This is a genomic window from Actinomadura vinacea, assembly GCF_039532545.1.
Lineage (GTDB): Bacteria > Actinomycetota > Actinomycetes > Streptosporangiales > Streptosporangiaceae > Spirillospora > Spirillospora vinacea.
Genome location: NZ_BAAARW010000043.1, coordinates 1 through 19,827 on the forward strand (window position 1 = coordinate 1; position 19,827 = coordinate 19,827).

Below are 19,827 nucleotides of genomic sequence, written 5' to 3' on the forward strand. Positions count from 1 at the left end.
TACCGAGCCCACCCGACCACGCATTTCAGCTACTTGATCCCACCATCTGAGAACGCATTCGCCCGGGGGTATCTCTTGAGGCGTGGAAATGATCTTGGTGGGTAGATCAAGAACCGAGTAGATCATCCATCGAATTCGGGGGGATTCGAAGCCGTGACCGTGATCAAGGGGAATGAGAGTGTCGGCGGGGACGCGTCGATTCGCCAGCTGCTGAGTGACGATGTGCTGGATGTGCTGCTGGAGCGGTCGAAGGACGAGGCCGGGCAGTTGCGGCTGACCGGTGAGGGGTCGATGCTCGGGCAGCTGGTGAAGGCGGTGCTGGAGCGTGCGCTGGAAGGCGAGCTGACCGCGCATCTGGGCTATGGCAGGCACGACCCGTCCGGGAACAACTCCGGCAACTCCCGCAACGGCCGGGGCAAGGACAAGACGCTGCAGACCGGGGTCGGACCGGTGCGTCTGTCGGTGCCGCGGGACAGGGCGGGGACCTTCGAGCCGGTGCTGGTGCCCAAACGGGCCGGCAGGGTCGCAGGCGGCCTGGACGACATGATCATCAGCCTGTACGCGCACGGCATGAGCGTGCGCGACATCCTGCACCACCTCAAGCAGGTCTATGGCACCGAACTCTCGCACGAGCAGGTCTCCCGGATCACCGACCAGGTGATGGACGAGGTCAAAGCGTGGCAGACGCGTCCGCTGGACCCCACGTATGCGGTGGTGTTCCTGGACGCCATCGTGGTCAAGGTCAGAGACAACAACGTCGTGACCAGCAAACCCGCCTACATCGCCGTGGGCGTCGACACCGACGGGGAGAAGCACGTGCTGTGCATCTGGCTCGCACGCACCCCGTCCGAGTCGGCCACGGCCGGCGAGAGCGCCCGGTTCTGGGCCTCGGTGATGGCCGACCTGCGCAACCGCGGGGTCCGCGACATCCTGATCGCCTGCTGCGACGGCCTGAAAGGCTTCGAGGACGCCATCAACGCCGCCTTCCCGGCCACCGTGGTGCAGACGTGCGTGGTGCACCTGATCAGAAATGCGCTGCGGCCGGTCGCCCGCAAGGACGCCGGCGCGGTGGCCAAGGAGCTGAAGAAGGTCTACACCGCCGTGGACGCCGACGCCGCGCTGGAGGCCCTCGCCGAGTTCGCCGGCACCGACCTCGGCAAGAAGTACCCGCAGGCGGTGAAGGTGTTCGAGGACGCCTGGGATCGTTTCACGCCCTACTTCGCCTTCACCGCACCGGTCCGCAAGCTGCTCTACGCCACCAACGGGATCGAGTCGCTGAACTACCAACTGCGGAAGGTCACCAAGGCCAGAGGGCACTTCCCGACCGACGACGCCGTGGTCAAGCTGCTGTGGCTGGCCATCGTCAACATCGAGGACAAACGCGCCCGCGAACGGGCCGCCAAACGCGACAGCGGTGACAAGCACGCCTTCCAGCCCGCACGCCTTGTCGAAGGACAACGCGTCGCCGGATGGCGCGAAGCGCTCAACGAACTCGCCATCGCCTATCCAGGACGCATCAGGTAAAGCGGACTACACCTGCCACCTGCAAGATCTTTCCACACCTCAAGTTACAAGCTCGGAGAAGCTGGAGAAAAGTGTGCTCTGACCTGAGTGAGGCGGGGTGGTGGGTCACCTTCCCTAAGGGGTCAGCGGCCGCTTCTGTGACCGGGAGTCGCTCTGGCGTCACTCGGCAGCTGAGGGCGGCGTGGTGGCGGGTCGGGCCGGTGTGCGGGGGAGAGAGACGCGTCGCAGTCAGGTGTAGAGGGCGCCGAGGAGTGCGCCCTGTCCCGATTGGAGTACGTGTCCTGCTTCCAACGGAATCCAGAAGCATTCAAAGTCCGTGGGATCCTGCTCGCGGTCGTGGAGTTCCTGGCTGGTCCAGCGCTCGGGGGTCGGCTGAGTGGTCTTCATGTGGAAGACGTGGCGGCGTTGGATCTCGAAGCGGTAGGGGCTGATGTCGTAGGTGGTCTCGCCCAGCTTTCGGACGATCTCGAAGTGGGGGAGGCCGGTCTCCTCGCGGGCTTCGCGGAGGGCGGCTTCCTCGGGGGTTTCGTTCGGCTGGATGCCGCCGGCGGGTACCTGGATGCCGACCTCTTCGTAGCTGCGGTCGATGTGCCGCAAGACCAGGAGTTGCCCGTCGCGGACGACGTAGCAGAGCACCTTGTCCTTGACGATCCTGTTCGCCATCCGGTCTCCCTGGCTTTCATGCTTCAGGCGGCAAGCTCCCTGGGGGTGCCGGCGCTGTGACGCGCTGGCTGGCTTGGTTCGCCCTCCGGCGTTCATATTGCCAGCCGGTGCATGGAGTCGGTCGGACCGGCAGCCGTGCTGAGAGGGCTCGTGTCGTTGGGGAAACGGTGTTGTCCAGCGATGATTAGGGCGCCGTTCCGGGCCGCTTATCGGGCGTGTGGTGTCTGGGTTGGTGCCCGCGAGCGAACATGGAGCAGCACGCGGGGACAAAGCGGTCTATAAAGACTGATGGGCATTCGCGTTGTTGCTGCGAATGCCCAGGTCAGACGGGGTGCGCCGTCAGGGACTTGAACCCCGAACCCGCGGATTAAGAGTCCGCTGCTCTCGTGTCAGGCCGGTGCTTACAGTGCCGCGCCGTACCGTTCTGTCCGAGTCCAACCCTATTTCGGTGCCGGGCCATGTCGCTGCGTGCTGTCCCGTACCAATGCCACCGAGCCAACAACGAGCCAACATGGTTGTCGGTGATCACGGTGACGGGGCTGGCTCTTTGGACGGCTTCAACGGCACTCGTGTGCTGCTCCTGCGGTGACGATCTTTAGCGAGACCCGACGCGCCTGGGCCAGCGGCTATTGAAGGCTATCAGGTCATGTGCCGGGCGACCGTCCAGATACGCCTCGACCTCGCGGGCGGAGAAGGTGTGCTGGTTCATCTCGGTGACCATGTACCCGCACTCAGCAAAGGCGAGCATGTGCGCGCGCATCTCAGGGGCGGTCATGGTCTCGGCCTGCTTTTCGATCTCCGCGATCACCTTCTGCTCGTCCACCAGATGCAGCCTCATCACGGGTACCGGTTCGCGTTCTCTGCCGGACCCAGACGCACGGCTGCACCACCCAGCCCCACGACCACCGATGCCACCTGGCGGTCCCGTCCCGGTTCGCGATCCCGTAACCATGGGGATCCACGACGGGGGTGGCTGCTACCAACCGCACGCGCCCGCATAGGCGCCCATACATCGCGAGCCCCAAGGCCAGTGATCAGGAATGGATATATTGATCCTCAGAAAAGAATTTACTTGTCCTCCTTATCGTGCGCCTGGTTGGCGCCGATTAGGAATGGCCGCTGCTGAGCGGTCGAACGCGATGTGAGCAATAGGTGAAAGCTGCTGCGCGAGAGGCTCATTGGCGACCTGCCCCAACGTTGCGATAGCTGCCAAGAGTAGGCCTTGGTGTTCCGCCGTGAAGAGATGGTCGAAAGCCGGTTCCCGCCAGGCCTCACCGTCCACTAGGGCCTCGAAACAAGTCAGCTCTGCCGTCTGCAGGATGTTCCGCGACACGGCTGGATTGCCCCGCAACCGTTCGACGAGATCAAGGTAGGAATCTAGGAAGGTCGGTGGGGTCTCAATGATCTCTCTGAGCTTGAGCTGTGGCACATCCTGGCGGGCTGCGCCCGAACTGGTGTAAGCACGATGGACGCGGTCGAGCAGGAACCGAACCAGCTCGTCAGCTCGGTCGAGCACCGCAAGGATGTCATCATCCGGGCTACCTGTGGTGAGGGCCCTCTCGGTACGTTGTCGAAGAACATCAGCGGGTACTAGATCGAGTTGTGCTGCGTCCTGCAGCGCCGCAAGGAGTAGAGCGATGAGCGCGTGGCTTGCCAGGATGTGGCCAGCGGGGTGAGGCAGAATGCCACGCCGATCGACGGCTCGTCCAAGATTGCCAAGGGCGCCCAAGATGGCGTTTGGACTGGCGAGTAGGGCGTCGTAGCGGAGGAAAGCGACAACTTCGGTAGGAAGCTCCGGCAGTCCCTTGAGCTGGGTGTCTGTCTTGGCCTCGGCCTCGAGACAGGCGGCCCCGCCGAGGTGGGCAAATGTCTCCGGAAGCCAAGCGTGCGCTGCTTCTCGCCGCTGGAGCGTTGGGATGTCCATGATCCCGATGTCCAGTCGGCGCGCAAGGGCCCGGCCACGGCGGCTGACGGTTGGACGGACGAGGACGGCCCGCTGTACGCCAAGGTATTGCCGAAGGCCGGCGAGGCTGAAGAGGCGGTCGACTTCCTTCGCTTCGCCCTTTTCTCCCTTGCACTCCACAGTAGACCAAGTGATCCGAAGCCTTGGGTCGACATCTATCGCCAGAATGTCGAGATCAGTCAACACGTCCCGACCTGGAGTCGCCTCCTCGGCTCGCGCTGGCACGCGCAGTCTGGAGAAGGCGCCCTCGGCGAACTCCAGTCGCGCAACACGGAGCTCCAGTTCCGCGCCGGTCTCGCGGTTCACTTCACGCTTGTCTCTGCCGGTAGAGTCACGCTGAGGTCGGTTGCGGGCAGACCGCCTCACATCCCGGCCACCATCGGAACCAGGCTTTGATTCCTCTCTGTCCCTGGACTCCATCACGAGCTCAGCGGCTTCCTGAAAGCACGTCGCGTTGTCTCATCCCGCAGAGCTGAGATGAGCCGCTCCTGTTCAACGTCGTCGGTCCTCGCGTCCAATGCCAGTCGCGCCCTTTCTCGGTCGATGTGACCATAGCGCTGCTGAGCACGGAGCGCGGCCAGATCATGTGGGTTGCCGCGAGAGTCGTCTCGCTCGCTCAGAATTTGCAGAGCGTCCTCGGCGACTTCGGACTGCAACAGCTCGAGCCGGAAACGACCGTCGCCGGTGCCGGGCACAACTCGGACGATGCCGGCCGTTTCCAGCATTGGGTAATCGGTCCCGATGGGGGAAGCATCCCCCGCCTCACCGTTCCTGATCAGGGCTGAGACAAACGCCGCAGGATTGTAGAGCTTGTATTCAGCATAGGTGGCGGCATAAATCATGGAGCCGACGAGTTGTCTGACCTGCCCAGAGGCGTCGCCTGCGGTCGCGCCGAATGGGCTTCGGTTCAGGTGCGGGGTAAACAGGAAGGAGCGCTCCTCTCCAGTCGAGGTCTGGATGACCGAGCGCTGCACCAAGCCTTGCGCCACAGCGAAGGTGATCCATTTGGGCTCGGTCGCCGTCACCGCAGTCTCAGGCATACCAGGCTTGGCCACAACCTCCTCCAGCAGCGCTGCGACTTCGCTGGTGGCCCTCGCTTTGGCGGCGTAGAGCGCCGCCTGAGCTACCTTCTCGTCTGAGCCCCATACATTGGGGTTGAACACGACCTCCATGCCATCATCAGTCACGATCTTCTTCAGCAGGCCGATCGATGTCAGGTGGCGGATAGCCTCATCGGCAGCCGCGTCTCCGACGGGCTGATCTTGCGCATCGACCGCAGCAGTCCCTGTATGAAGCGCGTCGTCGACGAGCAAAGGTTGCAAGGTGGTGGCGCGCAGAATAGTGAGGGCCGCCCACTCGCAGTCAGTGACTCCAGCCGCTGGAAGGATGCTCGGTGCGGCCTGAACCAACAGGGCTGGAGCGGGAATCGTCTCGGTCACGGCAAGGGGGCGGTTGTTCCGATCACGCTGGACCGTCATCCAGCCGAGCGTCTCCAGGGTTGCTAGTGCGTCCCGCAGCTGCCGCTGCCCGAGGTATGCCTCGGTAGCGATCGCCCGGATCCGCTCGGGAGTACTGGTTCCTGAGTTGCGAAGCCTGAAGGCCATATCGAAGACCTGTCCCGCGAACTCCAGCTGTTCGAGGCCAGCCTTCGCCGGTCCTGCGGCGTATGCCGACAGGTGACGCGAGAGGCCAAGGACTAGTTCGGCGTCGCTCAGCATCGATCCCCCGGTGGTCTGCAAAAGGAGCGCATGTCCGCTCATGTCACAGTATCGACGGGCTCGTGTTGGCGCACCTTTAATTGCACTTGCAACCGGTATGCTTGATCACCGTGATGGGATGGATGGCCTTCCAGTTGTCGCGATTCAGGGGTTGGAGCGCTCCACACTTTAGAGATCATAACAAAATGTGCATGTAGCGCGACGTGTCGTGATGTTCGGGTGTGCTGTGGAGCGGTGAGTAAGACCGCGTTTCGTTTGGTGTGGTCGATAGTGTTTCGCCGTGACGATGGTGGAGCACCTGGTTCCAGACGAGTTGTGGGAGCTGTTCCAGCGGGTGGTGCCACCTGCACCAAGACGGCCGCAGGGTGGTGGACGGCGCCGTGCTGGCGATCGGGAGGTGCTGGCGGCGATCGTGTTCGTGGCCACCACCGGCTGCGCCTGGCGGCAGGTTCCGCCGGTGTTCGGCGCCTCCTGGCGGACCGTCTACCGGCGGTTCGCCGAGTGGAGCGAGGCACGGGTGTGGGCCAAGCTGCACCGGGTTGTGCTGGACGAGTTCGGCAGCCGCGGGAAACTGGACTGGTCGCGGTGCGCGATCGACTCGGTCAGCGTCCGCGCCGCGAAAGGGGGGACCTGACAGGTCCCAATCCTGTCGACCACGGCAAGCCTGGGTCGAAGATCCATTTGCTCACCGAGCGGACCGGCCTGCCACTGTCTGTCGGGATCTCCGCGGCCAACACCCACGACAGCCAGGGCCTGGAACCGCTGGTGCGCGGCATCCCGCCGATCCGCTCGCGGCGCGGGCCACGTCGCCGCCGCCCGAGCAAGCTGCATGGCGACAAGGGGTACGACTACCCGCGGCTGCGACGCTGGTTGCGCTCGCGCGGCATCGTGGTGCGCATCGCCCGCCGGGGCATCGAGTCCTCCCAGCGGCTGGGCCGCCACCGCTGGGTGGTCGAGCGAACGGTCTCGTGGCTTGCCGGCTGCCGCCGTCTGCACCGGCGCTACGAACGCAAGGCCGAGCACTTCCTGGCCTTCGTCGGCATCGCCGCAACCATGATCTGCTACCGCCGACTCACCAAATGAAACGACGTCTTAATAGACTGACCTCCTCCGACTATACGAGAGCGGGTGTGCCGCTGTGAAGGTATGAGTGCGCCGGCACTGGTTATGTGAGGCGGTCCTGGCTGGCGTTGGCTTCGGCGCGTACGGCATCGACGAAGGCGTCGTCGTCTTCCGTGTCCTCCTGGTAGAGGAGCCAGCAGCCGCGGATCCCGTCGAGGAGATCTTCCAGGAGGTCTTGTGCGGGGCACATGGGGTCGAGTGGGGTGGTGCGGATTTCCCTGCGGAGGGCTTCGCGTAGGCGTGGGTCTTGGTGTTCGTCGGCGAGTTGTTCGGCCTCGTCGATGCGTTCGCACAGGTCGTCGATGTCAGGGATACGGCCTTCGGCGACGATCAGGGCGTCACGGATCATGCCGGTGATCGCGGTGTACGGAGTGAGTCCGAGTTCCAGGTGCTCCAGCACGGCGGTGGGGGTGATGTGTGCGAGGGCCTCGATGTTGTCGGCTTCCACGACGATCTGCGTGGGTTGCAGGCCGGATACCTCGGCGGTGACATCGGCGGCGGCTTGGAGCCAGTGGGCGGCCGCGATCGAGGCGGCGACCGGATCAACGTCGGTGAACAGGGCGGGGCTGCCGAGCGGGTTCCTTGAGAGGATCGTGTCGGCGGCGTGGACTTGTGCGGGGGAGGCGCCGGCGCGGGTGAGCGCTACGGCCTGGCGGGAGCGGCCGGTGAGGTCGCCGAGTTCGGCCCGTTCCACTGCGGCCAGTTCCTCTTGGACTTCGGCGACGACCCGCGCCGTCAGGCCAGGATCGCTCGCGGCATGTAGGGCGCGCCCGACCTGGTGGGCAGCCTCTTCGACGGGGTTGTAGGACTGCAGCAGCCCACCATCGGTGGGGAGGTTCGGCTTGGTCGCGGCGTCGGTGGCCTTGGCGAAGGCTTCTCGATGCCGTTCCCTGCGCCAACCTTCGCTGTTCTCCCCTTGGTCCTCGGCGGCCGAAGCAGGGTGGGTGTAGGTGCGCCAGGCCTGGACGCAGAACCGCGTCAGTGCCTGGGCCAGACGCCGAGCATGTTCGCCGGGGATCTTGCTGGACAGCTCAGTGACGGTGGAAGCGGCGTGAGCGGTACCAGTCTTCCAGAACACCATGAGCACATGGCGGTCCTCGTCATAGGCGTAAGTACTCAACAGGATCTCCCAGACGTGTCATATCCAATTTTGCCAGGCCACGCCTCGAGGAAGTGGCGACCCCCTGACAAGAACTGCCTTTGGTTCGTCGTGTCTACGGACTTAGCATTTGATCAGATTCCAGACGAGGCAGCCGCGAGACTGGGTTGCGCATCTTGCCCCCAATATTCCTCGTAGGGGCGGAAGTTGACGCTGTGGCGCTCCTTGGCGCAAGATTGGGATTACTCGAAGTCAAGCTCTATCATCATTTGTTCCGATGCTTGTTCCTCTTCCTGTGCTGGGGAAGCGGTCTCGATGTCGCCTTGGGGTAGCGCGTACTGATCAGCGAGTTTTGTCAGATGTAGTATCAGAGGTAGACCGAGGACGTCCCGGTAGTCATCGCAAAAACGCTGCTGGTGCACGAACATGGCCCATTTCTCCGGATCGTCGCCCGGCTGCAGGCAGGCGACGGCAAGTTCGAGAAGGTCGGGGTTCCATGCGTTTTTCGTGGGCCGGCGCTCGCTACGGCCCTTCTCGTTGACGTGGGGAGTAAGCTTCGCTGCTTCTCTGCTTATTGTGTGGCTGACTGGCTTGTCGGATGAGCTGTAGAAGATGCGATTTGATTCTTCTGGCGTCCAGAGACCCTTCGCAGTGCCGCCAAGTTGCTTTCCTTCGTGCTTTTTGTAGACCAATTCAGCTGGGCCCCACCACTGAGCGGTCTCATCGCGGTCGCCATCGGCGACCCTGATCACACGCAGTTTCTTACCGATGAGGCTGATTCGTTGCAGCGGGCCCCTGTCGAACCCGATGCGGTCTTGGATCAGGCCCTTATTGGTGAGCCAGGGCCACCTCATGCGGATGTTCTGGGCTCGGGTCAGGACCAGCGTCGGGTTGCCGCGCATCATGCTCAGGGTCTTCTTCACGAACGCGGCGGTCGCGGCCGACTGCTGAGCCTCGGTCTTCAGATCGGCTTGAGTGATCTTTCCGGTAAGGCTGAGGAGGAGTTCAGGGTAGGGGACCCATTCGGCCATGTCCGCAGTCTTCCCCATGATGCACTTCTGCCCTGGGCGGATGAGGACGGCAATGGGGGTGAACTGCGCTTTGTTGGTCGGCCCGTCGGAGCGGCGCTTGACGAGCCAGAACGCTAGCTGGTTGAGCTGGTCTGGAATTGCATCGCTGAGTGTGTGGAGGGGGACGAAGCGCATTCCGGTTTGCCGTAGACCGTCCAGCCATGCGGCGTCGGCGCGGAATACCGCGTCCTGTTCTGCGTCTTCGGGGTCCTCGGTGTCATGGTCGAAGGGGCGGAGGAACTGGCTGACGAGACCTGCGTCCGCCAGACCCAGTCTGATCGCGTACTTCGGGTCGTTGCGGTGCTTGGCCTTGGCGAACTTCTCTTTGCCATCGAGCTCGACGAGGGCAAGCTTGGCGCCCGGTGCCTTCTCTTTGAGGTTCTCCACGAACGCTGCGACGGCGGTACGGCGTGCGGCGATCGCTTGGTCGTGCTCTCGCCCTTTCGCTGGTGGCTTGTCGCCTCGGCCGAGAGGACCGCCCAGCGTTCCGATCGGCTGGGCGTAGATCTTGATGTCCAGGTCGTCAGTGCTCCACACCCACCTTGTGGGGCCCTGCTCAACCCGGTGAGGGGAGAGGGTAAGGCTGTCCTCGGCGGCCTGGATGATCCGGTCTCTTGTGCCGTCCGCCTGGTAGAGGACAATTGCGATGAGCGGGAGGCCGTCGAGGGCTTCCGCGAGGCGCTTCCGCCGCAGGACGCCGTTTCGATCGTCGCGAGCCTTGTTCTCGGTGAGGATCGCGGCGAGTTCTTCCTCCGGGATCTCCTTCTTGGGCACACTCTTGTGGGATTCCAGTTGCTTCTTTGCCGGTTGGGCGACTTTGCTCCGTCGGAGATTGGGGACCGGCAGGAAGTCGGGAAGAAGGGCCTGTTCGGCCCACTCGGTCAGCCGACGGCGTTCGCTTGGCATGAGCCCGGTGCCGACGGCGTGGTGGCCCATCGCGGTGTGATGGCTGACCGCGACCGAGATGCCATCATGCCGACCGTCGATCCAGTGATCGGCCTCTTTGACGAGCCGCTCCACAGGCGGCAGTTGTTGCAGTGCGGAGACTCCTACCAGCATGCCTTGCGGTCCGCCATGTCGCCAGTTCGTTGTTCCCCGACTCCACTCGATCATGGCGACAGAGAACCTCGACGGGGCCGGCCCTCTCGGGATGAGCGATTCATCGGGAAGCAGGTAGACCGACACGCCGTCTTCGGTGGGCATCCAGACCTGCCCTCGAACGAAGCGGCGGATGCCTGTACTGAGATGGATTCTCGGGATCTCGGAGAAAGGCGTCGATCGGAGGCTGAGCCGGATGTAGGCGGAGTAGCGCCAGCGTTTGGTGCCGTCGTCCTTCTTGTTCTTGGATTCGTAGGTCAATGGGGGCCAGGACATCAGCTCTGCACCGCCTGCTCGGGCATCGCCTGCCACCTGCCGGAACGAGAGGCGCTCGCCCTGGTGCTCATACGGGTCGAGCTGCGTGATACGAGCGGCCAGGACGTCCGGAAGCAAACGGAAGAGGTGGCTCGCTGGGAGCACGGTGCCGCCGTCGGAGACGGTGTTCTCCAGGAGGTCCACGGTGCTCTCCTGCCAGGTGAGCGCTCCGGTCTCGAGTAGCCGGAAGGTCTTGTGCAGGAGGCGACGGGATTCGGGATCTTCGGGGTTCTGCTGTAGGCCACGCAACCACGCTGCCGCGAAGGCGTTGACGATGGGCGTTGGATAGGGCGTGGCGGCGTACAGCCAGGGTTGTTCGGTGCCGAACGTGGCGCTGTGGTCGACCGACACCAGGTCCGGCGCCACCGCGCGCATCACCTGATTGACCGCTTTCGTCGGGATGCGCTTGCGCCGTTCGGCCTTCTGAGACGTCATCCCGTGGTGGTACAGGTTCTTGATCGGCAGTTCCCAGTCAGCGGGCAGCGCAAGGGTATGCATCCGTGCCTTGAAGCCCCCACGGTCCGGGTCCGGCCGATAGGACGCGGACCGGATCTCTGGATACTCCACTGCGAGCCCTCCAACGTGGCTTGACCGGAATCTCGGTTAGTTCATCTCGACGAGCGCGCGGTAGAGCGGCTCGTAGAGTTCTTGGACGAGCGAGCGATCGGTTGGGGACAGCTCAGGGTTGTCGTTGAAGTAGGAGGCGAGGACGTCCCGCATGCTGGCCAGGAGACTGGTATCGGCGGTGTCGGTAGCGCGGAATCCGGCTTCTTGAGGTGAGAACGCCGCGTCTACGAATACGACTCTGGCGGGTACTCCGCCGCGGATCAGGCGGCCGATGACCTGCCAGATGACCACCAGCTGATCCCAGGTGAAGGCGATCTTCTCGTCATCGCGGAGGCTGGACCACGCCAGGCGTCTGGTGAGGAAACGGTTCCACCGTTTCCGTGCCCGGGAGCGCAGTTCGGTTCCGGCGCGGTCCGGTGTTCCTGCCGCGAGCGCTGCCTGGCGGAACAGGCCGTCCTCGTCTCGAAGCTGGCGTACGGCCCAGTCGTTGATGGCCTGGATGGCCAGGGAGATGTCATCGGGACGGGGATGCGGACGAGCGAGAAAGTAGACGCTTCCGATCGCGGCCTTGCCGTTGTTCAGGACAATGTTGTGGCCTCTTTCGACGGCCAGTAGCGGCGCGACGAGGATCTCTCCACCGGAGCGGGCGAACGAGCTGACGTTGCCCCGGGCCAGTGTTCGGACGGCCGAGGTTTCCGGCATACGGGCCCAGGCGGGGTCCGCGTCCGCGTCGTCGGAGATCAGCTGTATGACTCTGCCGTTCCACTCCGGGATCTGGTTCAGGAACTCCGCCGCCGTCCTGGCTTCTACGTAGCTGCCGACCAGCAGGAGGATCCGACGCCGCTCGTGGTCCTCGATCTCATCCAGTTCCGCGTCCAGCATGCTCACCGAGTCGGTGAGGCTCCGATCGGGCACGGCCAACTGGTGCAGCATCTGCAGCAGTGCATCCGGCCGTTCCTCCGGATCACATCCCGAGAGCTTGACCGGCCTGTCGCTGTCTGGCCAGTAGAGGAACTCTTTGCGGAACTCGGTCGCCAGGATGGCTTGGATTTCCTCCTCACGGGGACGCAGGATGGCCCCGACCGGGACATGCAGGTGATATCTGCTTGACGTCCCCGCCCAGCTCGTTGCCGACATGAGCAGCACGTTCGGTGCGGGCCGCCCATCAACCTCGGCGAGGTCGCCAAGGCGGGTGAGCAACTCACGGCCAACACCGTTGCAGCGGAAGAACCGGAGTTCGCCGCTACGGCCGCCATCACGCTCTCGGTCGTCATGCCGGAACTGAAAGCCGAGAACGTTGCCCATCGGTGACTCGGGCAAGATGGGCTCGTAGTCCTTGGGCGGCCTCCGGGACAGGACATTGGAGGTGGCTTCGAGGTTCATCGCCGCCTCCACTCGCGGCCACAAGATCGTCATGAAGTTGAGCCGACTGTGCAGCGCAGCCAGCAGCAGCGTGAATTCGAACCGAGTTGCCTGCGCGTCGAGCTTGTCCTGTATCTCGGGATCCTGACCCACAATCTTCAAGAGGGTGTCGCGCAGCCGGTCCCGCGTCATCGATCCGTGCGGCGCGTGCAACAACTCCAGAGCGAGATGGACGAAGGTATTGACCAGATCGGTGACCTCGTCGTCATCCCCTCTCGGCTGGGCCTGGTGGAGCGGGTCGTCCCGGAAGCGGGACAAGGCCGCCTCCACGAGTTGAACCTGTGGCGGAGGATCGCTCTGATCGATCCCCGGGAACCAGCTCTTGATCAGGAGCGAGTGCAGGGTGAAGGCACTGAAGTAATCGACGCTGATCCATTTGCGGAGGTCGTTGTCCTTGACTAGTAGCGCGTAGATCCGGTCGGTGGCGGCGCTGACGGTGTTTACCGCGTTCGTCCAGTCGTCGACGTCACGTGCGGACAACTGTAGGCGCCCGTCACGGGCCATCTGCTGGAATTTGTGAACGGCGACCTCGTCGAACCATGAATTCGGTGATCTGCCGACCAGGGTGCTCGCCGGCGCGAAGGCCGTGTCGAGTTGCATCTGAACCCTGTCGGCCTCATCGACGATGATCAGGTCGCTGCGCCTGCAGGCCAGTTCCAGGTAGCGCAATTGCTCGACCTGAAGGTGTTGGGGTACCGCGCTGTGCACAAGGCCAGCAGGTGTGGCGACCCAGATCTGCGCGTCCACGAGTTCGCGGGCACCGTGATGCCGAGGGCAGCGATTCCACAATGGGCACAGCTGGCGTTTCGGCTTGGGCTGCCGCGTCCTGTGCGCATTGTCGAGGTCTGAGGCGGAGGATTCCTCGGCCTCATCGGGCACTGTGTAGAGCGACAAGCATGGGGCTTCGTTGATACCCAACGGCGCTCTGGCTTCGAAGCCACGCAGAGCATCCACCGGACAGGCACTGCTCAAGTATGCGAAACCGGGATCGTTGTGCTCAAGCATGGTCGTGGCGCCCGCTGTCGCTGTTCGCCGGTGCAAGCGGCCGATGTTGCGTTCTCGGGTCGAGTGCCCCAGCACAGGGGCAGCGCTGAGATTCAACTTTTTGAACTGCTCGACGACGGCGAGGGTCTCGGCGACGTCACCGACCACGATGGTGACACGCCGTTTTTGCTTCCCCGCCACATGGAAGGCGAGAATGTCACGGATCGTGGACTTTCCCGCGCCGACCATTCCGACCAGATGAAGAAGACGATCCACGCGCAGCTTGCGCCGACGTATGAAACTGCCCGCCTCATTATCTCGGACCAACAGCCTGACGCGCTTCAGCCGCCACGACCATCTACTGCCCCGGGGAACGCCGTTCGCCTGCTCGATCTTGTCCATTTCGGCGGCGGCCTGTTCGAGCTCCTCCCACGTGACCTCGATGGGATCGCCTTCACCGGCGGGAAGCGCGTCCAGGTCGTGCGCCTTCGGCGTTGAATCCACCAGGAGCCGGGGTGCGAACGTGACCGAGTATTCCCGGTCCCTGGCGCGGAAGGTGTGCTCGCCTGCCTCGGCCAGCGGGATCTCACGCGTGGCGTAGTCCGGCGCGGTCGTGAGGAGGTCTTCGTAGATCTCGAAGCGCTGTGCGGCCCGCGACGGATCCCTGCGATGAGGGACGTCGTCGAGATCGTCCAGGTCATAACCGCGTAGTTCCTGCGGAACCTTGAGGTAGTCGCCAAGATTGTCACGCCAGGTCTTAGGCCGCCGGAGGTCCCACAGGTAGTGCCGAGCGCGCAGCACACGAAGCCGCTGCTCCTCGCTGTGGAGATCACCGAACGCCTCGGCAATGGGGTAGCCGCCCAGAAGCGTCCAGGCGTCATTGGCCGACCGCGTGGGCATGATGCACTTGAGCAGGTAAAGCCCGAGTTCGACGTCAAGCAGGTCACCGGGCCGGAAGGCATCCAGCTTCGCTGGCCAGACATCGTTGAGCTGGGACGGGGAACACCTGCGGTGCCAGCCGCTACGGTCACGCATGCCGCCCCCTCGGCTTGTTCCGGATCGACGCGACCAGTTTGAGAAACGCCTGATCGTCCAGCAGCGTGATCTGTTCGGCCAACTCGGCCGGCAGATGCCGGACGAAGATCCTCCCGTAGGCGTCGTTGTCCTCGAATCGATAACGAGGGACGACGAGGAAGGCTCGATCGTAGGGCGGCTTCTTCCGGAAGGGTCTGGCCGTCCGTGCGAGCAGGACCGGATTCACGCGATCCTTTACATCCACCGCCCACGCCTGTCCGTTGGGGAGAACCACCCTGAGGTCGTAGGCGTCGTAGTTCGGCCACATCTCAGGCTTGATCCCGAACTTGCTGATCAGAGCCTGTTCCAGGTCGGTCTCCGCAAGCCCTGGACTCGTGATGAACACGCGCAACGGCCTGCTGAGCTGGAACACACCCCCTCTACTTACGGCCAGCGGAGTCCCGTCGCCGGTCCTTCCGTCTCGGCGGCAACGGTCAAGCTCACACCGGAATCCGCCCCAGCTCGTTGGCACCATCAGGCAACGGCAGCGTACGCACTGCATGAACGTGCCCTTCCGCTGATATGAGGCGGGAGCGGGCTCGTAGCAGCGTTTAAGAATCGGGTGCAACAACAGCCCGAATTCTGGGTCCCCGCCAAGTTCGGCAAGCTCCGCACCCGTGAGAACCGGTTGCGCCGTGAGGTGACGCCGGAAGGCCGTGTAGGCATCGGGTTCCTCCGCGGCGCGGCAGGCCGCGATCGCGTCCAGCAGCCGTTCGTTCTCGAACAACTCGGCCGCAGGGTCGGCCGCGCTGACCTCCCACTCCAGGCAAGTCTGGGTGGGAGTGCGCGTGTCCTTGTCAACCAGGAGGCCATCACCCCCGAGCAGCTCCTCGGGCAGAGTCACCGGCCACTCCGCCAGCGGGCGTTCGGCAGACCACGACACCATCTGCGCCACGCTGCCCGGCGGCTCCTCGTTCTCTCTGAGGCAGTGCAGAACCAGGTGGTTGTAAGCGTTCTGCACCCTCGCCGGATACACGGGGCTCGGCACCGAACGCTGACGAGACAACGTAACCAAGGCAGTAGCGATCAATCGCATGAGGACTTCACCGTCGAAGAACGACGGCGCAGCGGGCGCCTGGTCAGGTTTGACCATCACACCGTCCCTTCGCGCTCACGTGTCTGCGGCGGAGTAGCTTGCACACCACCTGGATACAGGGCACCACTGACAGTTCTTGCTGGGCCGAGCCTCAAAAACCTCGTCCGCCCGCCACGGCCCTGCGTAGCGCCGAAGGACCGTGAGCGCCTTCTCAAGACGGTCAGCTTCGAACGGATCAATAATCTGCAGGTCAGATCCCCCGGGCCGAAGGATCTCGGCCTCAACCCGCGAGCCACTCGGGTCGCCGCCAAGAGCGCCCCGAGCCAGAGCGACGACACCGAGGGCGAGCTGCGGAAACTCGTCGAGGAGGTCGTCGTGGAACCAGCGCTCCTTCTGCGTCGTCTTGAGTTCCCTCCACACCCAGGAACCGTCATCCAGGTAGAGGAGATCGGGCTTGGCGACGACAACGACCTGGGCCGCGGTGTCGTGGAATGCCCGCTTTGCCTCCACCTCGACGTGATCGACAACGTCCTCAGCCTGGAAGGGGCAAGCGTCGACATGATGACGAAGCATGCGAGCACCGATCTCGGCAAGGCCATCGGGAACCCGCCAGCGTCCCTCGGTCCAGTTCCTTCCCGAGGGGGGCATGTCCGTGAGCGAGCACGCAGGGTGATCATCACGACGATGCAGGACTTCGATCCAGTGGTGAACCGCCTGCCCGAGCTTGGCCGAGTCGGTGTACTCGCCCTCCACCGGGAGATGCAGGGCTCTCAGGTGCGCCTGCGCGGGGCAGTCCAAGTAGTACCGAAGATCGGAAGTGGACACCTTCCGAAGGGAAGCGCGCCGCGATGGTAAACCCAAGATCCCCGGCACGCGCGGCAGCGCCGTACATGCGGTCATCTGCTTGCATTCGAAGCAGGAACCGCCCGTTGACAGGCTGCCGGCGGAGACGACCTTGGAGACATGCTTGTGCCCATGTCGGCGGTAGTAGCTCTCGGCCTCTGCAACGCTGCCTTCGAACTGAACCCCGTCCTGCCCGTCCGCCAGACCCACCTCCACGATCCTGATGAGCCGGACTCGGTCTACCGCTCCCTTCAACAACGGGAAACGTTCACCCCACGGCTTCGGCCATGTGGCCGGACTCCCATGCGCGGCCACGTAGGCGGCGATGCCTAGCTCTCCTGGCGATGATCCACGAGCGGCTCCGTGTCGCAGCCTCCGGAATTCACGAACGCTCCCATCGGGTGACTCGTAGCGTCGCCACCAGGCGTACAGCTCCCAGACCTTCTCGTCCTCACGCTGTACGACCCAGTAAGGCTGGACCGGCTTGAGACCCTCGCTATCGTGGCGCTCCTGATATAGCCGCACCGCGTGGTCCACATAACGAAGGTGTCCCTCATGAACAGCCGGTGAACTGCCCCGCAGCCCGGCCAGCGCGAACTCGACCGGGACATCTTCATACTCGATCTCATCCAGCGCTGCCATGACCGGGCGGAGCGTAAAGGTCTCCAGACGCTCTTGCGGCAGACGCGAACGCACAGCCACACGCAACGCAGGACGGGCCTTCGCGGCCACGGAAGAAGGACACGAATGCTCCTCATGGCCACCAGTGCCCGGCCCCACCCGCAGTAATCCCTCATCCCCCACTAGCCAAGGGGGTTTCCGCCACTGGACGTCCACTGCTCTCCCGGCATGTCGATGCAGGCCTGCGACACGCGCGTCTGCGACACGGCTTCGCGGCCAAGAGATCTGGGCTCGCCAACAGGAAAACACAACAACTAGATCAACAAGTGTCAAACCGGATGGAAACCCCTACAGGCACACGAGCGCGTAGTGTGCGATGGTGAGGTGGTCGTCGGCAGCGTCAGTGGTGATCGCGTTGTAGTCCAGCAGTCGACCGAGAGCCTCCTGGTGGGGGGTCACCCTCGGAGGTGAACTCGGTCGCGAACACCTTGATCGAGGTCGTGCATCCGCCATCGCCCGGCCCTCTCCAGGGTCTGGGGTAGCAGACCGGCCTGGGCCAGCGCAGCCAGCATCGGACGCACCTGGCCAGGGTCCTGATCGGCGAGTGGGGTGGCGGCGCTGGTGGAGATGTCGGGGCCGAGCGGCACACGGTCCGTCCGTGACCGGTTATCGCCCTGTACGCGAGGGCGTCCGACGATGAAGGGTGAACGGGCTCGCGACCGTCAGGCGCCGCCCATGGCAGCGACGCCAATCGGGCCGACGGTGCGTTACCCCCGACCGATTGCGTGGCGGCCGGTATGTCCATCGTTCAAGACGCACATGCCGCCCGAGCTGGACTTGCGGCGGCAATAGTCGGCCGGAAAGATGTGGCTGCGCTGCCCATCCCAGGCCACCCAGACGGTGAGCTTGCCGCTCTCAGCGCCAAACGCGATGTGCTGGCCGGGGTGCCCATGCTCGTGGCTGCATTGCAGGATCGGCTCAGGCCCGATGTCAAGCCGCAGCCGACCGCTATTCCAGGGAAGACGGACCAGCTCGGCGAGCTCGGCGTCGGTCAACTCGATCGACGCCCGGCACAGGGGCGCTCGGACGTCCGGGAAATCCAGCGGGAACTCGTCGGCGGCGACCTCTGCGAACATCTTCACGGCTACCGATGATCCCGTCTCGGGAGATGCGCCGGCCCGCTACCGAGGTTATGGGCGCGTCTCTTCTATCTAGCGTGGTACCTGACTACCCACAACAAACGGACCCGCGGTATCAAACGCCCGGTAAAGCACATGCACCAGCTGGTCCTACGCAACGGCGAAACGTTCTGGACGGCGGCGCTGCTGCCAGTCAGTCCGGACGGGATGATCGTGACGTCGATGATGATATACGCCTGGGTGGACGACGACGGTACCAAGCAGTACGCCACCACCGGACGATCCCGGCCGGCGCGGGGCGGACGTCGGCATCCACCACAACAACGCCCAGCGGTGAACCCCCACCGGCTGCCGGTCGGGACGATGCCGGTGGTGGGGTCAAAGCCGGGCCTTTGGAATCGCGTGTTCGCCGATGAGCCCGCTGGGAAGTCCAACACCCTGATCACAAGCGGAGCCACCGCGTCAGATTCGTCGTTCACGGTTGTGCGACCGGATCCGGCGAGCTTCCGAGAAGAACGTGTTCCCAGAAGTAAACTCCTGCTGTGACTTCCGAGAATCCGGTCCCCGGCGGATCACAAACCCCCGAATTTACTTCCGAGAACACGGACGAGGGCGGCTCTACGCTGAAGCGGCGAGGCGCCCGGCCGACGCCGTTGCCGGCCACGTACGCCGAGATCCTCGAGGACGACGCCGCAGCGCTCCACGATGTGCCGCTGTCGCCCGATGTCCGCCGCACCTACCTCTCCCGGGTCCGGATGTACCTGGCGTGGCTCGCCAGCGGGGACAGCCGCCGACGGTTCCGTGAAGATCCGCTGACCAACCCGCGCTCGCGTGACTGGGCCATCCGTGACTATCGGGCGTACCTGCTACGCGAGGCCGACCCCAGAGCGCAGCGTCCGCTACGTCAACAGCGCCCTCGCCGCCCTCGACGACTTCTGTGTGTGGCTCGGCATGGGCAAGACCAACATCAGTCGCGAGGGCATCCCCAAAACGGCCCCAAGGCGATGGACAGCAACGCGCAGATCCGATGGCTGCGCGCTGTCGAGGACTGGCCGCACGCCCGCGACCGCGCCCTGGCACTCCTGCCGTTCTATGCGGGCCTGCGCACCGGCGACGCCGTCGCTCTGGGTGTCTCCGACGTGCGCATGTCGGCCCGCGAGGGCGCCCTGGTCGTCTACGGCAAGGGCGGCAAGGTTCGTGAAGTCCCCATCCATGCCCAACTTCGCGGCCCCGCTGACTGCCTGGCTCGATGAACGGCCTGCGTGGAAGAACGCCGCCGAGCGGGCACTGTTCCTTAACCGCCGCGGCGGTCGTCTCACCGCCCGTGGCGCCTCCGATGTGTTCACCGCCATCGGCCGGACCGCCGGGCTCAACGAGGCCACTTCCGCCTGCATCGGGCGGCACACCTTCGTCACCCAGCTCATTCGCGGCGGCGAAGATTTCGTCACTGTCGCTGAACTCGCTGGCCACTCCCGCCTGGACACCCTGCGCGTCTACAGCCAGCCCACCGACGAGGACAAGGCAGCCCCTCTGCGCACCTCACCGTCGACCGCTGACGACGGCCAGGAA

14 protein-coding genes, 1 tRNA gene and 1 pseudogene are annotated in these 19,827 nt (G+C 64.2%); 5 read left to right on the forward strand and 11 right to left on the reverse strand.

Features of this window, described 5'->3' with window-relative positions; genetic code table 11:
• The first annotated feature begins 153 nt into the window (after nt 1-153).
• On the forward strand, nt 154-1,524 hold the full coding sequence (locus ABD340_RS44150; protein WP_344597718.1) for an IS256 family transposase: 1,371 nt from the start codon (nt 154-156) through the stop codon (nt 1,522-1,524).
• 228 nt (nt 1,525-1,752) lie between these two features.
• On the opposite strand, the gene ABD340_RS44155 is transcribed toward ABD340_RS44150, so the two are convergent.
• The 5 genes from ABD340_RS44155 to ABD340_RS44175 form a co-directional block, all read right to left on the reverse strand.
• Nucleotides 1,753-2,187 (reverse strand): NUDIX hydrolase, encoded by a 435-nt coding sequence (locus ABD340_RS44155; RefSeq protein WP_344597719.1) that lies wholly within the window; start codon nt 2,185-2,187, stop codon nt 1,753-1,755.
• A gap of 332 nt (nt 2,188-2,519) precedes the next feature.
• Nucleotides 2,520-2,597: transfer RNA gene (locus ABD340_RS44160), tRNA-Lys, on the reverse strand.
• A 185-nt stretch (nt 2,598-2,782) separates the two neighbouring features.
• Nucleotides 2,783-3,010 (reverse strand): hypothetical protein, encoded by a 228-nt coding sequence (locus ABD340_RS44165; RefSeq protein WP_344597720.1) that lies wholly within the window; start codon nt 3,008-3,010, stop codon nt 2,783-2,785.
• 258 nt (nt 3,011-3,268) lie between these two features.
• Nucleotides 3,269-4,456: a hypothetical protein gene (locus tag ABD340_RS44170; RefSeq protein ID WP_344597722.1), complete on the reverse strand. Its 1,188-nt coding sequence runs from the start codon at nt 4,454-4,456 to the stop codon at nt 3,269-3,271.
• Nucleotides 4,457-4,569: 113 nt separating this feature from the next.
• Entirely contained in the window at nt 4,570-5,910 is a 1,341-nt protein-coding gene (locus ABD340_RS44175; RefSeq protein ID WP_344597724.1) for a hypothetical protein, read from the reverse strand.
• Nucleotides 5,911-6,154: 244 nt separating this feature from the next.
• On the opposite strand from ABD340_RS44175, the gene ABD340_RS44180 reads away from it, so the two are divergent.
• Nucleotides 6,155-6,951 (forward strand): IS5 family transposase gene (locus ABD340_RS44180; RefSeq protein ID WP_344597748.1). Its coding sequence is split into 2 segments (ribosomal slippage): nt 6,155-6,491 and nt 6,491-6,951, totalling 798 coding nucleotides; the frame shifts between segments, so codons are not numbered across the junction.
• An 82-nt stretch (nt 6,952-7,033) separates the two neighbouring features.
• Here the strand turns inward: ABD340_RS44180 and ABD340_RS44185 are convergent.
• From ABD340_RS44185 to ABD340_RS44210, 6 genes are all read right to left on the reverse strand, one after another.
• The gene (locus ABD340_RS44185) at nt 7,034-8,077 is read right to left on the reverse strand and encodes a hypothetical protein (protein WP_344597725.1); all 1,044 of its coding nucleotides are present in this window, start codon (nt 8,075-8,077) and stop codon (nt 7,034-7,036) included.
• Nucleotides 8,078-8,331: 254 nt separating this feature from the next.
• On the reverse strand, nt 8,332-11,139 hold the full coding sequence (locus tag ABD340_RS44190) for a pPIWI_RE module domain-containing protein (protein ID WP_344597726.1): 2,808 nt from the start codon (nt 11,137-11,139) through the stop codon (nt 8,332-8,334).
• A 36-nt stretch (nt 11,140-11,175) separates the two neighbouring features.
• The gene (locus tag ABD340_RS44195) at nt 11,176-14,580 is read right to left on the reverse strand and encodes a pPIWI_RE_Z domain-containing protein (RefSeq protein ID WP_344597727.1); all 3,405 of its coding nucleotides are present in this window, start codon (nt 14,578-14,580) and stop codon (nt 11,176-11,178) included.
• Nucleotides 14,573-15,712, reverse strand: coding sequence for a pPIWI_RE_Y domain-containing protein (locus ABD340_RS44200; protein ID WP_344597729.1), 1,140 nt, complete (start codon nt 15,710-15,712; stop codon nt 14,573-14,575). Before ABD340_RS44200 ends, ABD340_RS44195 begins: the two co-directional genes overlap by 8 nt.
• An 18-nt stretch (nt 15,713-15,730) precedes the next feature.
• Nucleotides 15,731-17,140, reverse strand: coding sequence for a PD-(D/E)XK nuclease family protein (locus ABD340_RS44205; protein WP_344597730.1), 1,410 nt, complete (start codon nt 17,138-17,140; stop codon nt 15,731-15,733).
• 746 nt (nt 17,141-17,886) lie between these two features.
• Nucleotides 17,887-18,261 (reverse strand): hypothetical protein, encoded by a 375-nt coding sequence (locus tag ABD340_RS44210; RefSeq protein ID WP_344597732.1) that lies wholly within the window; start codon nt 18,259-18,261, stop codon nt 17,887-17,889.
• A gap of 132 nt (nt 18,262-18,393) precedes the next feature.
• Here ABD340_RS44210 and ABD340_RS44215 point away from each other — a divergent pair, with 132 nt between their 5' ends.
• From ABD340_RS44215 to ABD340_RS48235, 3 genes and pseudogenes are all read left to right on the forward strand, one after another.
• Nucleotides 18,394-18,804 carry a hypothetical protein gene (locus ABD340_RS44215; protein ID WP_344597733.1) on the forward strand — a complete coding sequence of 137 codons (411 nt, stop codon included), beginning with the start codon at nt 18,394-18,396 and terminating at the stop codon, nt 18,802-18,804.
• Nucleotides 18,801-19,511: a hypothetical protein gene (locus ABD340_RS44220; protein ID WP_344597735.1), complete on the forward strand. Its 711-nt coding sequence runs from the start codon at nt 18,801-18,803 to the stop codon at nt 19,509-19,511. The genes ABD340_RS44215 and ABD340_RS44220 overlap by 4 nt, the downstream gene beginning before the upstream one ends.
• Nucleotides 19,471-19,710, forward strand: a pseudogene (locus ABD340_RS48235) (tyrosine-type recombinase/integrase); the annotation flags it as partial. The gene ABD340_RS44220 and the pseudogene ABD340_RS48235, both read left to right, overlap by 41 nt.
• Nucleotides 19,711-19,827 lie beyond the last annotated feature (117 nt).